Origin of the sequence: Amycolatopsis sp., from assembly GCF_035546795.1 — a bacterium.
Taxonomy (GTDB): Bacteria; Actinomycetota; Actinomycetes; order Mycobacteriales; family Pseudonocardiaceae; genus Amycolatopsis_E.
On sequence record NZ_DASZWC010000019.1, the window covers coordinates 161,809 to 178,059 of the forward strand.

At 68.9% G+C, this 16,251-nt stretch carries 16 protein-coding genes; 5 read left to right on the forward strand and 11 right to left on the reverse strand.

Translation table 11 applies throughout. The features are described 5' to 3' along the window. Window positions 1-44: 44 nt before the first annotated feature. The 4 genes from VHD82_RS13020 to VHD82_RS13035 all read right to left on the reverse strand — a co-directional run bounded on the left by VHD82_RS13020 (window position 45) and on the right by VHD82_RS13035 (window position 3,550). On the reverse strand, window positions 45-527 hold the full coding sequence (locus VHD82_RS13020; RefSeq protein ID WP_325701825.1) for a helix-turn-helix transcriptional regulator: 483 nt from the start codon (window positions 525-527) through the stop codon (window positions 45-47). A gap of 317 nt (window positions 528-844) precedes the next feature. Beyond that, window positions 845-1,012, reverse strand: a complete 168-nt coding sequence (locus tag VHD82_RS13025; protein ID WP_325701828.1) for a hypothetical protein — start codon at window positions 1,010-1,012, stop codon at window positions 845-847. A 235-nt stretch (window positions 1,013-1,247) separates the two neighbouring features. Next, entirely contained in the window at window positions 1,248-2,390 is a 1,143-nt protein-coding gene (locus tag VHD82_RS13030; protein ID WP_325701831.1) for a CaiB/BaiF CoA-transferase family protein, read from the reverse strand. Window positions 2,391-2,401: 11 nt separating this feature from the next. Further along, complete coding sequence (locus tag VHD82_RS13035; protein WP_325701834.1) at window positions 2,402-3,550, reverse strand: acyl-CoA dehydrogenase family protein; 1,149 nt, start codon at window positions 3,548-3,550, stop codon at window positions 2,402-2,404. Window positions 3,551-3,748: 198 nt separating this feature from the next. Here VHD82_RS13035 and VHD82_RS13040 point away from each other — a divergent pair, with 198 nt between their 5' ends. The 4 genes from VHD82_RS13040 to VHD82_RS13055 all read left to right on the forward strand — a co-directional run bounded on the left by VHD82_RS13040 (window position 3,749) and on the right by VHD82_RS13055 (window position 7,722). Further along, entirely contained in the window at window positions 3,749-4,354 is a 606-nt protein-coding gene (locus VHD82_RS13040; RefSeq protein WP_325701837.1) for a TetR/AcrR family transcriptional regulator, read from the forward strand. A gap of 166 nt (window positions 4,355-4,520) precedes the next feature. Beyond that, window positions 4,521-5,321, forward strand: coding sequence for a hypothetical protein (locus VHD82_RS13045; protein ID WP_325701839.1), 801 nt, complete (start codon window positions 4,521-4,523; stop codon window positions 5,319-5,321). Between the two features lie 71 nt (window positions 5,322-5,392). After that, window positions 5,393-6,997, forward strand: coding sequence for a succinic semialdehyde dehydrogenase (locus tag VHD82_RS13050; RefSeq protein ID WP_325701842.1), 1,605 nt, complete (start codon window positions 5,393-5,395; stop codon window positions 6,995-6,997). 284 nt (window positions 6,998-7,281) lie between these two features. Next, complete coding sequence (locus VHD82_RS13055) at window positions 7,282-7,722, forward strand: hypothetical protein (RefSeq protein ID WP_325701845.1); 441 nt, start codon at window positions 7,282-7,284, stop codon at window positions 7,720-7,722. Window positions 7,723-7,858: 136 nt separating this feature from the next. On the opposite strand, the gene VHD82_RS13060 is transcribed toward VHD82_RS13055, so the two are convergent. The 4 genes from VHD82_RS13060 to VHD82_RS13075 form a co-directional block, all read right to left on the reverse strand. Continuing rightward, window positions 7,859-10,897: a helix-turn-helix transcriptional regulator gene (locus VHD82_RS13060; protein ID WP_325701848.1), complete on the reverse strand. Its 3,039-nt coding sequence runs from the start codon at window positions 10,895-10,897 to the stop codon at window positions 7,859-7,861. A 107-nt stretch (window positions 10,898-11,004) separates the two neighbouring features. Further along, on the reverse strand, window positions 11,005-11,199 hold the full coding sequence (locus VHD82_RS13065; RefSeq protein WP_325701851.1) for a hypothetical protein: 195 nt from the start codon (window positions 11,197-11,199) through the stop codon (window positions 11,005-11,007). Between the two features lie 160 nt (window positions 11,200-11,359). Further along, window positions 11,360-11,551 carry a DUF397 domain-containing protein gene (locus VHD82_RS13070; protein WP_325701854.1) on the reverse strand — a complete coding sequence of 64 codons (192 nt, stop codon included), beginning with the start codon at window positions 11,549-11,551 and terminating at the stop codon, window positions 11,360-11,362. Window positions 11,552-11,612: 61 nt separating this feature from the next. Next, complete coding sequence (locus VHD82_RS13075) at window positions 11,613-12,464, reverse strand: helix-turn-helix transcriptional regulator (RefSeq protein WP_325701857.1); 852 nt, start codon at window positions 12,462-12,464, stop codon at window positions 11,613-11,615. 227 nt (window positions 12,465-12,691) lie between these two features. Between VHD82_RS13075 and VHD82_RS13080 the strand changes: the two genes are divergently transcribed. Then, window positions 12,692-13,063, forward strand: coding sequence for a hypothetical protein (locus VHD82_RS13080; RefSeq protein WP_325701860.1), 372 nt, complete (start codon window positions 12,692-12,694; stop codon window positions 13,061-13,063). A 12-nt stretch (window positions 13,064-13,075) separates the two neighbouring features. Here the strand turns inward: VHD82_RS13080 and VHD82_RS13085 are convergent, their stop codons facing one another. The 3 genes from VHD82_RS13085 to VHD82_RS13095 all read right to left on the reverse strand — a co-directional run bounded on the left by VHD82_RS13085 (window position 13,076) and on the right by VHD82_RS13095 (window position 16,171). Further along, complete coding sequence (locus VHD82_RS13085; RefSeq protein ID WP_325701863.1) at window positions 13,076-13,990, reverse strand: acyl-CoA thioesterase II; 915 nt, start codon at window positions 13,988-13,990, stop codon at window positions 13,076-13,078. A 21-nt stretch (window positions 13,991-14,011) separates the two neighbouring features. Next, a complete protein-coding gene (gene pyk, locus VHD82_RS13090; protein ID WP_325701866.1) occupies window positions 14,012-15,436 on the reverse strand; it encodes a pyruvate kinase in 1,425 nt (474 codons plus the stop codon). 69 nt (window positions 15,437-15,505) lie between these two features. Then, window positions 15,506-16,171: a DUF2461 domain-containing protein gene (locus VHD82_RS13095; protein ID WP_325701869.1), complete on the reverse strand. Its 666-nt coding sequence runs from the start codon at window positions 16,169-16,171 to the stop codon at window positions 15,506-15,508. Window positions 16,172-16,251: the final 80 nt, after the last annotated feature.

Here is a 16,251-nt window from a genome sequence, read left to right on the forward strand (position 1 = left end):
AGCGGATCAACGACCGCACAGCCGGTCAAGTTACGGCAAACGAGTCAGCTGGCCTTCTGCTGACGGGCGAGACGCGCGACACACCAGGCGGGAGCGCTGCCCCGGCGCAGGTGCTGCAGCACGGTCATCGGGCCGAGCCTGCGGCTGAGGTCGCCCGGGGTCAGCCCGGCCGCCCGGTAGTCCAGCGCGCGCTGGTCCAGCGGGCTGATCCCGGCGTCCCACCACTGCTCGGCCTCGGCCACGTCGCCGATCATCTGCCACCAGCCCGCGGCGGCGACGAGCAGATCGTGCGGGACCTCCGGCAGCCGCCGGCTCATGGCGTCCAGGTAGTCGGGGTCGGCCGAGGTGACCGGGGCCCAAGTCCTGGCGCCGCCACGGGCGCGCTGGCCGGGAATCCCTGGTGGCTGCTGCGGTGCGTCGGCGAGCCAGGCGGACGTGATGCGGTCGATCTCCCGCTCTTCGGCCGTCTTCTCGTTTTCGGCCGCCCACTGCCGAATAACCGCATCAACTCCGGGATCTCCGGTCATCCCTGCCTCCTTGTGCCCCAACTGACAAGTTCCGACATAGAACCGCGATGATCGAGTGATCGAGCGCCCCGGCCGGCTCGTTCACCCAGAACCGGCTGGTCACGCAATGTGAGCACCGTAGGGGCATTTCCCGCTGGGACGCCAGAGGTTCAAGCGGACGAATTCGGCGACCTGGTCTTTAATCGCGCACATCCACCCGGATGGTCGAATCAAGGACTTCACTTTCTGGGATTCGTGACTATCCGTAGTGAAGTTCCGTGGGCATACGAATATCCGGCACCACGCCTCGGCGGTGCCGGAACGACGTCAGGCCGGGGTCAGGAGAACAGTGCCCGCACGAAGGTCACGATCGCTTCCGCGCCGTCCCGCAGCCAGCCGAGCACGTTGTGCACCACGTCGGCGGACTGGTTGGGCTTGGTGATGAGGAAGAACAACACGAGCGCGACGACGGCGACGATGACGATCTTCTTGGCGTTCGCCGACATACGCTCCATCCGTTCCGGTTCCGCAGCCGGGATCCACCGTTCTGCACTGGAATACGCGTCATCCTGCCCGGCAAGAGCACTTTCCACCACGTGTTCACCCTGATGGCGGCACCCGGTGACAGTCCGTGCCCAAACCGGACGCTGACAGCCTAGGATAAAGGCGAGCTTCTCCCTCTCCCGACACGCGAAACGCACGCGCTGTGATGGGCACCCATGAGAGTGCCCACCACACCGATCAGGCGATCACGTCCCCGTCGCGGAGTCCCGCCAAGGCGTCGGCGTCGTAGCCGAGTTCGGCGAGCACGTCGGCGGTGTCGGCGCCAGGCTCACGCGGCGCCTCCGGGGTCTCCGGTGGCGTGCGGTCGAACCGTGGGGCGGGCGCGGGCTGGACCACCCCGCCGATGTCGACGAACGTGCCACGGGCGGCGTTGTGCGGATGTCCGGCCGCCTCCCACGGGCTCAGCACCGGCGTCAGGCACGCGTCCGTGCCCTCGGCGCGCGCGACCAGCTCGTCCCGCGTGTGCTTCCCGATGGCGTCGGCGAGGATCTTGCGCAGCCGCGGCCACTCGTCGGCGTTGACGTGCACGGGCAAGTCCTCGTCTTCGAGGCCGAGCACCTTGACCAGATCGCCCCAGAACCGCATCTCGATCGCGCCGACGGCCACGTATTTGCCGTCGGCGGTCTCGTAGGTGTCGTAGAACGGGGCGCCGCCGTCGAGCAGGTTGGTGCCGCGCGGGCCCGGCCACACGCCTGCCGCGCGCATCCCGTGCAGCTGCGTGGTGAGCAGCGCGGCGCCGTCGACCATCGCCGCGTCCACGACCTGCCCCTTGCCCGAGGACGTGCGCTCGTAGAGCGCGGACACGATGCCCATGGCCAGCAGCATCCCGCCGCCGGCGAAATCCGCGACCAGGTTCAGCGGCGGCACCGGCCGCTCCCCGGCACGCCCGATGGGTTCGAGCGCGCCGGCGATCCCGGCGTAGTTGATGTCGTGCCCGGCCGCCGTGGCCAGCGGACCGTCCTGGCCCCAGCCGGTGACCCGGCCGTAGACGAGCCGAGGGTTGCGGGCGTGTACCTGCTCGGGGCCAAGGCCCATCCGTTCGGCCACGCCAGGCCGGAACCCCTCGATCAGCACGTCGGATTTCCCGGCGAGGCGCAGTACGACCTCGACGCCCTCGGGTTTCTTGGTGTCCACGCCCACCGTGCGCCGGCCGCGGGCCAGCGGGTCGCCGGGGATGGCGAGCACGTCCGCGCCCGGCCGGGCCCGGTCGACCCGGATCACGTCGGCGCCGAGATCGGCGAGCATGGTGGCGGCGAACGGCGCCGGGGCCAGCCCGGCGAGTTCGACGACTTTCAGGCCGCTGAGCGGACCCTGCTTCATCGACGAGCTCCTCACAGCGTCCGGGAGATGATTTCCTTCATGATTTCGCTGGTGCCACCGAAAATCCGCGAGATGCGCAGATCGGTCCAGGCCCTGGCGATCGGGTATTCGTTCATGTAGCCGTAGCCGCCGAAGAGCTGCAGGCAGTCGTCCACGACCTTGTTGACCCGCTCGGTCGCCCACAGCTTCGCCATCGCGGCGCCCTGCACGTCCAGCTCGCCCTTCAGGTGCCGCTCGATGCACTGGTCGAGGAAGGCGCGCGAGACCGCGGCCTCGGTGGCCGCCTCGGCGAGCTTGAACTTGGTGTTCTGGAAGTTGAAGACCGGGCGGCCGAAAGCGGTGCGGTCCTTGGTGTAGGCGATCGTCAGGTCGACCGCGGCCTCCAGTGCCCCGACCGCGGTCACCGCGATGATCAGCCGTTCCTGCGGCAGCTGCATCATCATCTGGATGAAGCCCTGCCCCTCCTGCTCGCCGAGCAGGTTCGCGGCGGGCACGCGCACGTCGTCGAAGAACAGTTCGGCGGTGTCCTGGCCCTTGAGCCCGACCTTGTCCAGCACGCGGCCGCGGCGGAAGCCCGGGGTGTCGGTCGGTACGCCGATGAGCGAAACACCCTGCGCGCCGGCGTCCGGGTCGGTCTTGACCGCGAGCACGACGAGATCCGCGAGCGCCCCGTTGGTGATGAAGGTCTTGGCGCCGTTGATGACGTAGTAGTCGCCGTCGCGGACGGCGCGGGTCTTGATGTTCTGCAGATCCGAACCGGTGCCGGGTTCGGTCATCCCGATGGCGCCGACCATCTCGCCGCTGGCGAACTTCGGCAGCCACTCCTTCTTCTTCTCTTCGGAGGCGTAGTGCAGCAAGTAGTGCGCCACGATCCCGTTGTGCACCGACACGCCCCACGCGCCGTCACCGGCACGCGCCTGCTCCTCGTAGAGCACGGCTTCGTGGGCGAAGGTGCCGCCACCGCCGCCGTATTCCTCGGGAATCGACAGCGCGAGCAGACCGACCTCGCCCGCCTTGTTCCACAGCTCGCGGTCGACCTGCTTCTGCTTGCTCCAGCGATCCGCGTTCGGGGCCAGCTCCTTCTGGGCGAAATTCCTGGCCAGCTCCCGGAAATCGTCGAGCTCCGCGGCCCAGCCGCTCTTCGGCAGTTGCAGTGGCACTACGCCGCCTCCTAGAAAACATTACGCACGGAAGGTAAGTTCTACCCGGAATGTACATGCCAACTGGCTTGCCGGTACTGTGCCGTCCATTACCAATCCGATTACAGCCACGGCGGAAAGGGTCGCGACGAGCAAGTCGGCTGCGGACCGCGTCCGCCTACTTTCGGTCGGATTGGCAACGGCCAGCCAGGAGACGACGTGACGCAGCCCCGCGGCCACCGCACCCAGGCGCAACGTCGCGAGCAGACCAGGAACGCGCTGCTCGACGCCACGATCGACTGCCTGATCGAGCTCGGTTACGCACGAACGTCGATGCAGGAGATCTGCGCCCGCGCGGGTGTCTCGAAAGGCGCGGCACAGCACCATTTCGCGGACAAGGCGGAGCTGATGGCCGCGGCCGTCGAGCATCTGACGAACAAGCGGATGGCCGAGCTGTCCGAGTCGCTGGGCAGCCTCCCGCACGGGGTGGACGCCATCCCCGCCGCGATCGACAGGTTGTGGGCCGGATATTCGGGCGCGCTGGCCACCGCCTCGACCGAGCTGTGGGTGGCCGCCCGCACCGATCCCGCGCTGCGGGCGGCGATCCGCCCGGTCGACCGCGCCCTGGGCCGGGCCACGCTGGCGCAGATCCGCGGGCTCACCGCCGATCTCCCGCCGGAGCGCACGGAGCTGCTGTTCTGGCTCACCGTGAACCTCACCCGCGGCCTGGCGCTGGACGCCGAACTCGGCGGCGCGCCGGCGAGGCGCAAGCAGCTCCTCGAGGAGTGGAAGCGCGTCGCGGCCGCGCAGGCGAACGGAGAGTGAGCGGGCGGGCCGACCCGGCCCTCACACGGGTCGGCCCTGGCCACTCGATGAGACGGGCACAGCTGCGTTCTGTGACGGCTGTACACCAAACGATCTCACTCTTGCGGGGGAGGGAACGCGCGCAGCATGCTTCTCGTCCTAGCGCGTGAAGGCGAAGGAGTCCCTGATGACGACAGGATCGTTTCCCCAGCCGCAGTTCGCCAGGCAGGCCCCGCCCACCAAGAGCACAACGCGCGCGACCGTGATCGTGGGCGCCGCGCTCGCCATCGTGTCCGCCGCGCTGATCGTCGTCGGCACCTTCCTGCCGCTCACGAAGACGCATTCGCAAGCCGAGGAAATGACCATCACCTCCTGGAAGCGGACGTTCGATCCGCCGCCGGAGGGCACCATCGCGGCGATCTACGCGAAAAGTCACACCCCGTTGTTCGGCATTCCGTTGTCCGCCATCGCCCTGGTGCTGTTGATCGGCGGTGTCCTGGCGTTGCTGAACGCGCGGCGGCCCGGCGGCGCGGCCCGGGCGGTCCTGTTCGCCGGTGCCGGGGCGGCGCTGGCCGCAGCGCTGGTGCTGGCGGCGGAGGTCGACTCGGCACTGAGCTACAACGGCGCCGAGCCCGACGGCTCGAAGTACGAAATCGGCCTCGGCGGGTGGCTCGTCGCGGGCGGCGCGGTGCTGGCGGTGATCGCGGCGATTCTGGTGGCACTGCGCGGAAAACCGGCCACCCCGAATGGCGACGCGACGCCACCGCAGGGCTTCCCCGCACCGTCGGCCGCGCAGTACCCGCAGCGCGCGCAATATCCGCAGTACGCGCAGCAGTACCCGCCGAACCAGCAATACCCGCCGCAATACCCGCAGCGCCAGGCGCCGCAGCAGTACCCGCCCCGACAGGCGTACGACGAAGCGGCCGGGCCGGCTCATCCGCCCGCACCGGAGCCGGGCCAGGACCGGCCGGAACCCCCACAGGGGTGAGCGCGACCCGCCCTTCCCGTACCGGCGGTATGGTTTACTCGTCGGTAACCTAGCGCCATCGGGAGGGGTCCATGACGAGCACAGCCGCGACCACCGGGCAGGAATCGAGCCGTCCGACCACCGTCGGCGGCGTCGTCGGGGCGCCTTCGGCCGCGAGGGCCGCACAGCTCGTCCGCCGCGCCGCCGGTGGGCAGGATTCAGCGCCGGCCGAGGTCACCGCGCCCTTCACCGGGCTGGCCACGGCCACCCTCCCGCAGGCGACCGACAGCGAAGTGCGCCAGGTATTCGGCGAAGCGCGAGAAGCGCAGCGGGCCTGGGCCGCGCTCCCGGTAAACGAACGCCAGCACGTGCTCACCCGGTTGCACGGCCTGATCCTGCAACGCCAGGACGAAATCCTGGACCTGGTGCAACTCGAAGCGGGCAAAGCCAGGATGGACGCCTTCGACGAGGTGAGCGCGACAGCGCTCGTCGCCGGGTACTACGGCAAGCACAGCGCCCGGTTCCTCGCGCCGAAGCGGGTCGCGGGCGTGATCCCGGCCCTCACCAGGGCCGGTCAGGTCCGCCATCCCAAGGGTGTCGTCGGCGTGATCTCGCCGTGGAACTACCCGCTCGCGCTGACCGCGATGGACGTGTTCCCGGCGCTGGCCGCGGGCAACGCCGTGGTACAGAAGCCGGACAACCAGACCGCGCTCTCGGCGCTCTGGCTGCACGAACTCGCCGAGGAGGCGGGGCTGCCCGCCGGGTTGTGGCGGATCGTGCTGGGCCGGGGCTCGCAGATCGGCGACGCGCTCGTCGAGGAGTCGGACTACCTGTGCTTCACCGGTTCCACGCCGACCGGCAAGGACCTGGCCGCGAAGGTGGCGCGCCGGCTGACCGGCTACTCACTGGAACTCGGCGGAAAGAACCCGATGATCGTGCTGCCGGACGCGCCGGTGGCCAAGGCCGCGGCCGGCGCGGTCACCGCGTGCTTCTCCTCGGCCGGACAGCTTTGTGTTTCCGTGGAACGGATCTACGTGCACGAGAGCATCCGGGAGGAGTTCACGAAGGCGTTCGTCGCGAAGACGGAGGCGATGCGCCTCGGCGGTGAACTGGGCTACGGCGCCGACATGGGTTCGCTGACTTCGGAAAGCCAGTTGCGTGGCGTGTCCGCGCACGTGGAGGACGCCAGGGCGAAGGGCGCCACGGTGCTGACCGGCGGCAGGGCTCGGCCGGACCTGGGCCCGCTGTTCTACGAGCCCACCGTGCTGTCCGGTGTGACGCCGGATGTGCGGCTCTACGCCGAGGAAACCTTCGGCCCGGTCGTCTCGATCTACGGCTACACCGACGTCGAGGACGCGATCGCGCTGGCCAACGAGACGGACTTCGGCCTGAACGCGAGCGTCTTCACCAAAAACGCGGCGGCAGGCTGGGCCGTGGCAGCGCGTCTCAAGGCGGGCACGGTGAACATCAACGAGGGCTACGCCGCCACGTTCGGCACCGTCGCCCTGCCGATGGGCGGGATGAAGGAATCCGGCTTCGGCCGCCGCAACGGCTCCGAAGGACTGTTGAAATACACCGAGGTGCAGGCCATCGCCCAGCAGCGCGGCCTGCGGCTGCGCCCGCCGCGGATCGTTCCGCCGAAGCTGTGGGCTCGCGGCATGACCAGCGGACTGCGCTTCCTGCGCCGCATCCGCTGAGGCCCGCCGGGGAAAGCGCCGCGGCACCGATCCTCAACCTGATGGGCCTCGAAATTTCCGGACAGTGATTCGGGATGGTTTTATTCGACCCGGAAATTGTTCAGGTACCCGCCCCCCCGCAAGGCTCGGACGCAAAAAAGTTCACCAAATAGAGTGAACGGAATGCGCTACAGGTAACAACGATCGCGCTGCAAAACGATTCTGCCCTTGTCAGCATCGACTCCAGCGGCAATAAAGACCGGCTCGCAAGGTCGACTTCACGAGCAGGATCCGGAGGAAACGTCATGTCAAAAAAGAAGGGCGAGCCACCTACGGCAAGATGGCTGCAGGATGCCGCTACCAGTCCATGTCCTTCCTGGTGCTCGATAAACCACGGAAACAAGGATCATCCAGCGGACCGCACACACCTCTCCGATTGGGAATGGACCTTCCACCCAATACTTATGGAACCTGAAATCTTCGAACCACGCGGCGACGGATCCGGCCTATTTGATCACTACAAGTGGGAACTCAGCGTCTTCGTAAAACAGGGCTGGCTGGATCGGGAGCCGACTGTAGCAATTGCACCCGACCTGACGAAAGGGCCACTTGGCCACGGGTTGGAACTGACACTCAGCGAAACCAAGAAGCTGCAAAAAGCACTGTACAGGGCACTCGAGATCGCCTCTGGGAACGATATCGCCAATCGGCGGCAGCAGCTTGAAATCGCCGACAGAGCTTCGTGACACTGAGCCTTTGAGGAGAGTGGAATCGGGTTCGGCCGCAGAATGACCACACGATGAGCACAAGATGCTCGCGGACCTGCGTAGCGGAATACGGCTCACGAGTCCCGCGAGCATCCATCCACGCATCCGCTGAGGCCTAGACCCGTAGCGTCGACGGGCTGGCCGGACGCGTGAGCAGCCCCCTGTCGTAAGCGATGGCCACGGCCTCCGCGCGCCGGGTGGCACCCAGCTTGGCCATTACCCGGGACAGGTGGACGCTCACGGTCTTCTCGCTGATGTACAGCTCCTCGCCCACCTGCCGGTTGGTGCGGCCCAGCGCGACGCGCTCCAGCACCGAGCGCTCCCGTTCGGTGAGCGGGTCGACGACGTCGCGCTGGGCGCTCGCCGCGCTTTCGACCCCGGGCAGCTCGATCCGCGCGCGGCGCGCCAGCTCGCGGATCGCGTCGCGCAACGGCAGCGCGCGCAGCCTGTCCGCCACCTCGTGCGCCTTCGTCAGTTCGTTCGCCGCGCGCTCCGGCTCGGACACCCCGAGCAAAGCCTCGGCGTACTGCCACCGGCAGATCGCCTGCTCGTACACCGCGCCGTAGCCGAACGCCTCGACCGCAGCCGCCCACCGGTCCGGATCCGGGTTGCCACCGAGCCCGCTCGCCACCGCCTCCGCGCGAGCCAGCCAGGCAGCGCCCTCCGGCCCGAGCCGGCCGGCCCGCGGACGACCGTGCTCGGCCGCGTACCGGACCCGGGCAAGCTCCTTTTCCCCGATCGACAACGCGTCCGCGACCGCCGCGTCATCACCCTTGATGCGCGCCGCGGCGGCCTGCGCGACCGCGGAGGTGAGCGCGAGCGCGCCCAGCCTGACCCCGCTCAGCAGGTAGCCCTCGTCCAGCGCCGTGACGAACGCCGCCGCCTCCTGCGCCCGTCTGATCGCCTTCACGTGATCGCCCTGCCAGTACGCCATTTCCGCGCCGGCGCCGCCGGACGCCAGTGCTGTCAACGGCTCGACCCGCCAATGCGGGCGCAGCTCGGCCAGTAGCTTGCCCGCCGCGGCGAACCGGCCGCGGGCCACCACGATCGGCAGCCAGGAAGCCGACATCCGCGCGGCGAGCGTGCTGGACACCCCACGCGCGGGCGAGCCGGTGGCGGCCTCCGTCGGCCAGTCACCGCTCATGTAGCGCAACAGCAGATGCCGCGCCCGCAGCTCCAAGCCATACGCGCTCCAGATCAGCCCGGCCTGCTCGGCGCGTTCGATGCCGCGCTGGTACACCTCGATGGCCTCGGCGATCTCGCCCTGGTCCTCGTAGCTGAACCCGAGGAAACACACCGCCCGCAGCTCGACGTTCAGCGCGTCGGCCTCACGCGACTTCTCCTCGGCCTCCACCAGCCGGGCCCGCGCTTCCTCGAAATCCGCCGAGTTGTCCGCGAGCGCGCCGAGCGTGATCAGCGCCGAAGCTTCGGCCCCCGCCGCGCCGACCTCCCGCGCGTCCGCCACCGCCGTGCGGGCGCTCCAGTACGAATCCTCCCGGCGGTCGACGCTGCGCATGATCGCCGCCCTGGTGGCCAGCACCCACGCCCTCGTCCGGCTCACCTCGGCGTCGGCGACCAGATCCCAGGCCTTGCCGATCGCCTCCACCGCCTGGTCGATCGCCCCCTCGACATTCATCAGGGCTTCGGCCAGCCGGCGCCACGTCTTGACCGCGCGCTCGGGATCGATGTCCGGCCCCAGCGCCTGCACCGCCGAGCGCGCATACGCCACCGCCCGCTCAGGCTCGCCGGACGTGCCCGCGAAGTACGAGGCCTCGTGCAGCAGACGCAGCTCGTCCACGTCGGCGGGCCGCGCCGAATCGGCCACCACGTCCCAGATTTCCAGCGCCTGCTCGACATGCCGCAGCGCCGCGCCCGGCGCGCCGAGCCGCTCGGCCTCGTCCGCGGCTCGCAACAACGCGGGCAACGCCGTTGTGACGTCTCTGCTCTGCAGGCTGTGGTACGCCAGCTTCGCGTCGTGCCCCCGGCCCTGCGGCGTGCGATTGATGCGCACCGCATACGCCGCGTGCATTCTCGTGCGCTCCCCCGGGAGCAGATCCCCATACACCGCTTCGGAAAGCAGCGCGTGCCGGAAGGTGTACGCGCCCTTCTCCACCACCAGAACGTGGTGCTGCACCGCTTCGCGCAGCGCCTCGTCGAGCTCGTCCTCACCAAGACCGGAGACCTCGGCCAGCGCCGCGTGCGACACCGACTCGCCGGCCACCGAGATGACCCGCAGCACGCGGCGCGCGTCCGCGGAAAGCCTTTCCAGCCTGGCCAGCAGCACCTCGGCCAGCCCGGCGGGCATGTTCTCGGTCTCGGCGCAGGAAGCCAGCAGCTCCTCGGCGAAGAACGGGTTGCCCTCCGAACGCTCCACCACGTCGGCCAGCACATCGGCCGAAAGCGGGCCCTCGGCCAGCGCCTCCACGAAAGCCCGCGCGTCGGCCTGTTTCAGCGGATGCAGCTCGACCTGGGTGACCGTGGGCAGCCGGACCAGCTCGACCAGCATGCCGCGCAGCGGATGCCTGCGGTAGACGTCCTCCTCGCGGTAGCTCGCCACCACGAACAGCCGCTGTGCCCGCATCCGGGAAACCAGAAACGACAACAGGTTCCGGGTGGAACCGTCCGCCCAGTGCAGATCCTCCAGCACGAGCAGCACCGGCCGGTGCTCGGCGATCTCGGTGAGCACCCCGAGCACGGCGTCGAACAGCTGCAGCTGGCCGAGATCCTGCTCCGAGCGCGCCCGGTGCGGCACGTCGTGCTCGGAGCTGACCGGCACGAACTCCGAACTCGACAACGGGCCCGCCTGCGCCAGCGGCAGCAGCCTGCCCAGCGCGGGCCGGATCCGCACGGCCTCGGTGACCGCCGAATCCTCGGCCGTGGCCAGCGGCCCCAGCGCCTCGGCGAACGGGAGATAGGGCAGGCCGCCCTCCCGCACATCGAGACAGCGCCCGGTGAGCACGAGCGCGCCACGGCCCGTCGCGAACTCGGCCAGCTCGGCGAGCAGCCTGGTCTTGCCGACCCCCGCGTCCCCGGCAAGGAGCGCCGCGCCGGCCTCCCCGCGCTCGGCGCGGGTGAAGCCGGAACGGAGCCTGCGCATCTCCTCGACACGCGCGACCAACGGGATACCGGAACCTAGACGGGGCACGAGACGCATTCTCTCCTACCCCACCGACAATTCCGCAGTCGTTTTCGTCCTGCCCTGAGCGAACCGTGCGCGAGCACACGCACACGGTCCGCCCGGCCGGCCCGCCATGACGTCCCTTACCTCGCCCGGACCCCGGTAAGGGCACTCTCTTCGTGATCCGGGCGCCGCTGTTCGGGGACTGTCACCTCCGGGACCCTCCTGCCCAGTAGCCAGCGGCGACGCGGCTTGCTGGGCCGCCCCGCCCGGTAGTTCTCCTCGGTCCGGTACGCCACCTCGGCCTGCACCGCGTCGAAGATCCAGTCGTTTCGCATGGGATTTCCCTCGTCTCTGCGTGGTTCGCTCTGCTGCGAACCTCAGATTCGTCCTGAGGGGGTCGTCCCGGCATCGGAAGATCAGGCAGTACCTGGACGCAAAACGACCCCTTACCCCGCTTTGCCCCTGCTCAGCGGTGTAAGGGGTCGATGCCGGTACTCAGTTGCGGCCGACGGCGCCCAGCAGGCCGGTCCAGCCACGCCGCGACACGCTCAGCGCGCCCGCGTCCGGGTTCTTCGAGTCGCGCACGCCGACGTGCTCGGCGAACATCGCCACCTCGACACAGTCGTTCCCACCACCACTGTGGCTGCTCTTGCGCCAGACCGGCGCGGGAGACTCCGCTTCCACCATTCTCCCCACTCCTTCACTCTGCGTCTTTGATTGTTTTCGATATGGGCTCGGGCATCCCGCCTCAGGCGGAATACCGTTCCGCGGCCTCGGCGATCAGGGCTACCGAGTCGTCCGGTTTCAGGGCCGCTGCACGCAGATGATCGAACATGAGCGAATAACGGCGCACATCGGGGGGCGCTTCCAGGAAGAAACCTCCGGAAGTGCTGTCGACGTACACCACGTCGGGATCCGCCTGCTCGGGAAAACCGAGGATCAGGAAGGGTCCTTCCATGCCGGGATGCGCACCCGCCGTGAACGGCACCACCTGGATCGTCACGTGCGGCAGTTGCGCAAGTTCGAGCAACCGCGCCGCCTGTTTCGCCATCACTTCGGGCCCGCCGACCACGCGGTGCAGCACCGCCTCGTCGATCACCGCCCAGTATTCGGGCGGGCTCGGATCCGAAAGCAATTGCTGGCGGGCGGTACGCGCGGCGACCCGTTTCTGAATGTCGGATTCGTCCGCATCGGGCCGCATCGCGCGGATCACGGCACGCGCATACGTCTCCGTTTGCAGCAATCCCGGCACGAGCAGCGCCTGGAACGCGCGCAGCGAACTGGCATCGGCCTCGAGTCCGACGAACGTTCCGGTGAAGACCTCTTTGTAGGCGTGCCACCAGCCGGGCTTGCGCGCTTCGCGGGCGAGCTGGACCAGCGCCTCGCGCTCGTCACCGGTGAGGCCGTACAACTCGAGCATGTCCCTGGCGTCACGGGGAGTGACCCCGACGTGGCCGGTCTCGATCCGGCTCACCTTGGACGCGGAACATTCGAGCTTCTCGCCGACCTCGTCGATCGTCAGGTCGGCGGCTTCCCGGAGCCGGCGCAGTTCGCTTGCCAGCCGCCGCCTTCGAATGGTGGGACCCTGACCCCGTTTCACTCCACTACCTCCAAGGTCGCGCCATTCCCCCCAGGACCGATTGTTCGGCGACGGCCTCCATCTAACCAGCCGTTTCGTATTTCAGTACGTGCCTGACCCACCCCTATGGGTTACTTTCCCCGGATCGGGCCACTGCAAATTGCACAATGCGGATGTACGCTGGCATCCTGCGCGAGTCTGGGACGCGCATTCCGATCACCAGAACGTGCCTATCGCGAGGAGGCGGCGTGCTCGACAGCGAGGCCATCGCCGGACCGTTGCAGACGTCGGTGCACCACCGGCTGGACGAGCTGGCCCGCACCGCCGGACTGGCCGACGACGACCATGCCACCGAACTCGCCCGCCGGGAGATTCCCCTTCTGGTGCAAGCATTACGCGCCGTGCTCGCCGCGCATGAGCCGGACGCGCGCGGCCGTTGCCGGGCCTGCCGCGGGCAGGCCACCCGCAAGCTGTTCCGCCGCGGCAACCGGATGCCCTGCCGCGCCTACCTCGCCGTGCAACTCCGGCTGGGCACCATCGAGGCGGCGCTCCCGCACCACCGCCACAACCGCACGCGCCATCATCGCCGGACCACTACCCATCTGCACTCCGTGGGTTGACCGGCGGTCGCTTCAGCGGTCCTGGGGGACGCGGAGCAGACCCTCCTGGACCACGGTCGCGATCTGCGTGCCGTCGGCGGCGAAGAACCGGCCGGTGGCCAAGGCGCGAGCGCCCGAGGCGCTCGGCGAAGCCGTGTCGTAAAGGAACCATTCATCGGCGCGGAAGGGGCGGTGGAACCACAGCGCGTGGTCCAGGCTCGCGCCCACCACGTTGTCCAGCTCCCAGTACACGTTGTGCCGCGCCAGCGGTGAATCCAGCAGCGTCATGTCGGACGCGTAGGTCAGCACGCACACTTGCAGCAGGTCGTCGTCGGGCAGGGTCCCGTCGGCGCGCATCCAGACCTGGTTGCGGGCACTGGGGTCCTCGCTGCCCCGGGTGACCCACGGCGGGTCGTTCACGTACCGGATGTCGATCGGCCTCGGCATTTCACGGCTGCCGCCGAGCCCCGGGTAGCCCGCGATCCGCTCGGCGAACGTCGGCAGCGTCTCCGGCGCCGGCACCTCCGGCATCGTCTCCTGGTGTTCGATGCCCGGTTCCCGGATCTGGAACGACGCCGACAACGCGAAGATCGCCTTGCCGTGCTGCACCCCGACCACCCGCCTGGTGGTGAACGAACGCCCGTCGCGGATCCGGTCCACCTCGTAGACGATCGGCACGCTCGGGTCTCCGCCGCGGATGAAATACGCGTGCAGCGAGTGCACCTTCCGCTCGCTCGGCACCGTCCGCCCGGCGGCGACCAGTGCCTGCCCGGCGACCTGGCCACCGAAAACGCGCACCGGCGAATGCGCCGGGCTCACGCCGCGGTAGATGTTCTCGTCGATCTGCTCCAGGTCGAGCAGGGCGACGAGCCGGTCGAGCACGGGTTGCCCGACCAGGTCGGTCGCCACGTCCAGATCCGCCGCGGCGCCCCGGGCCACCTCAGTCATAGCGCGACTCTAAGCGAAGGCTCAGGCGTGGTCGTCTTCGCCGAGGCGGTGCACGCGGATGAGGTTCGTGGTACCGACGGTGCCGGGCGGCGAGCCCGCCACGATGACCACCAGATCGCCGGGCTGGTAGCGGTCCATCTCCAGCATCGCGTGGTCGACCTGCAGGATCATCTGGTCGGTCGAGTCCACCTTCGGCACGATCTGCGCGTTGGTGCCCCAGGTCATCGTGAGCTGGCTGCGGACGCTCTCCTCCGGGGTGAACGCGAGCAGCGGCAGGCGGGTGTGCAGCCGGGCCAGCCGGCGCACGGTGTCGCCGGACTGCGTGAAGGCGACGAGGGCCTTGGCGTTCAGCCGCTCGCCGATGTCCTTTGCCGCGTACGAGATGACGCCGCGCTTGGTCCGCGGCACGTGCGACAGCGGCGGCACGGCGAGCGAATCCGCCTCGACGGCCTCCACGATGCGGCCCATCGTCTGCACGGTCTCGACCGGGTAGCGGCCGACGCTCGTCTCACCGGAGAGCATCACCGCGTCGGCGCCGTCGAGCACCGCGTTCGCCACGTCGGAGGTTTCGGCGCGGGTCGGCCGGGAGTTGTTGATCATCGAGTCGAGCATCTGGGTGGCGACGATGACCGGCTTGGCGTTCTCCCGCGCGATCTGGATCGCGCGCTTCTGCACCAGCGGCACCTGCTCGAGCGGCAGTTCCACGCCGAGGTCGCCGCGGGCGACCATCACCCCGTCGAAGGCCAGCACGATCGCCTCGAGGTTGTAGACGGCCTCGGGCTTCTCCAGCTTGGCCACGACCGGCAGCCTGCCCTTGCCGACCCGGTCCATCACCTGGTGCACCAGGTCGATATCGGCCGGCGAGCGGACGAACGACAGCGCGATGAAGTCCACGCCCAGTTCGAGCGCGAACTCGAGGTCCTCGATGTCCTTCTCCGACATCGCGGGCACCGAGACGTCCATGCCCGGCAGCGAGACGCCCTTGTTGTTGCTGACCGGCCCGCCCTCGGTGACCTCGCAGACCACGTCCGGGCCCTCGACGCCCTTGACCACGAGGCCGACCTTGCCGTCGTCGACCAGCAGCCGGTCACCGGGCTTCGCGTCCTTGGCCAGCCCCTTGTACGTGGTGGAGACCCTGTCGTGGGTGCCGGCGACGTCCTCGACGGTGATCCGGACGACGTCACCGGTGCGCCACTCCACGGGCCCGCCTGCGAACGTGCCCAGCCGGATCTTGGGGCCCTGCAGGTCGGCCAGGATGCCGACGGCCCGCCCCGTCTCCGCGGCGGCGTGCCGGAGCAGGTCGTAAACCTGTTTGTGGTCGCCGTGGCTGCCGTGGCTGAAGTTCATCCTCGCGACATCCATCCCGGCGTCGACAAGGGCTCGTACCTTCTCCGCCGTGGCAGTCGCAGGACCAAGCGTACAAACGATCTTCGCGCGTCGGCTCACGTTCATAAAGCGTAGACCCTCCGGCCCGATCCGTCTGTACCGATCCCGAGATCGAGTCAGTCGTGTGGGTTAACGCCGCGGCTTCTCGCTGACGCCGACGTGGTCGCGCGCCCACTCGTTGAAGGCCCTGACCTGCCGCCAGGCCTTGCGAACCCGGTCCAGGCAGGCACGTTCGTGGAGTGTGTCGTCCGGCTCCCACACGCGCACGGCGTAGAGCGAACGATGTCGGAGCAGGTCGATGCGGGGGTGATCCTCGGGGTATCCGCGCGGTTTCGTCCGCAGCCGGTCACCGGCGATCTGCCAGCCCGCCTTGCGCAGTTGGGCAAGAATTCGCGCGAGCGCGTCGCCGTGCACGTCGGTGTCGACCGCTTGGCGGAACTTCGCGAGCTGGTCGGACTGCAGGTGGAAGCAGCCGCCACCGACGCGCAGCCCGGCCGAGGACAGCTCGACGTAGTACGCACCGCCGCCACGACCCGGTTCGATCACCCCGCCGCAGTGCGTCTTGTACGGCGTCTTGTCCTTCGCGAAGCGTACGTCGCGATACGGCCGGAAGACCTTGCTCTCCCCGAAGTCGGGGCCGAACTCGGGCGTCAGCTCGGCGAGCAGCGCCTCCATCGGGCCGCGCACGTCTTCTTTGTAGGTCTTGAGGTTGTCCTCCCAGTAGGGCTTGGAATTGTCGGCGCCGAGCCCGTCGTAGAACTCGACCGCGTACTCCCCGAAACCCGTGAACTTCACGAGCAGACGATATCGCTGGGGTCACTAATACGGGGGACCGGCGGTTTGCCACCCCGCGGGCGCCGGGTACCGCAGGGGCA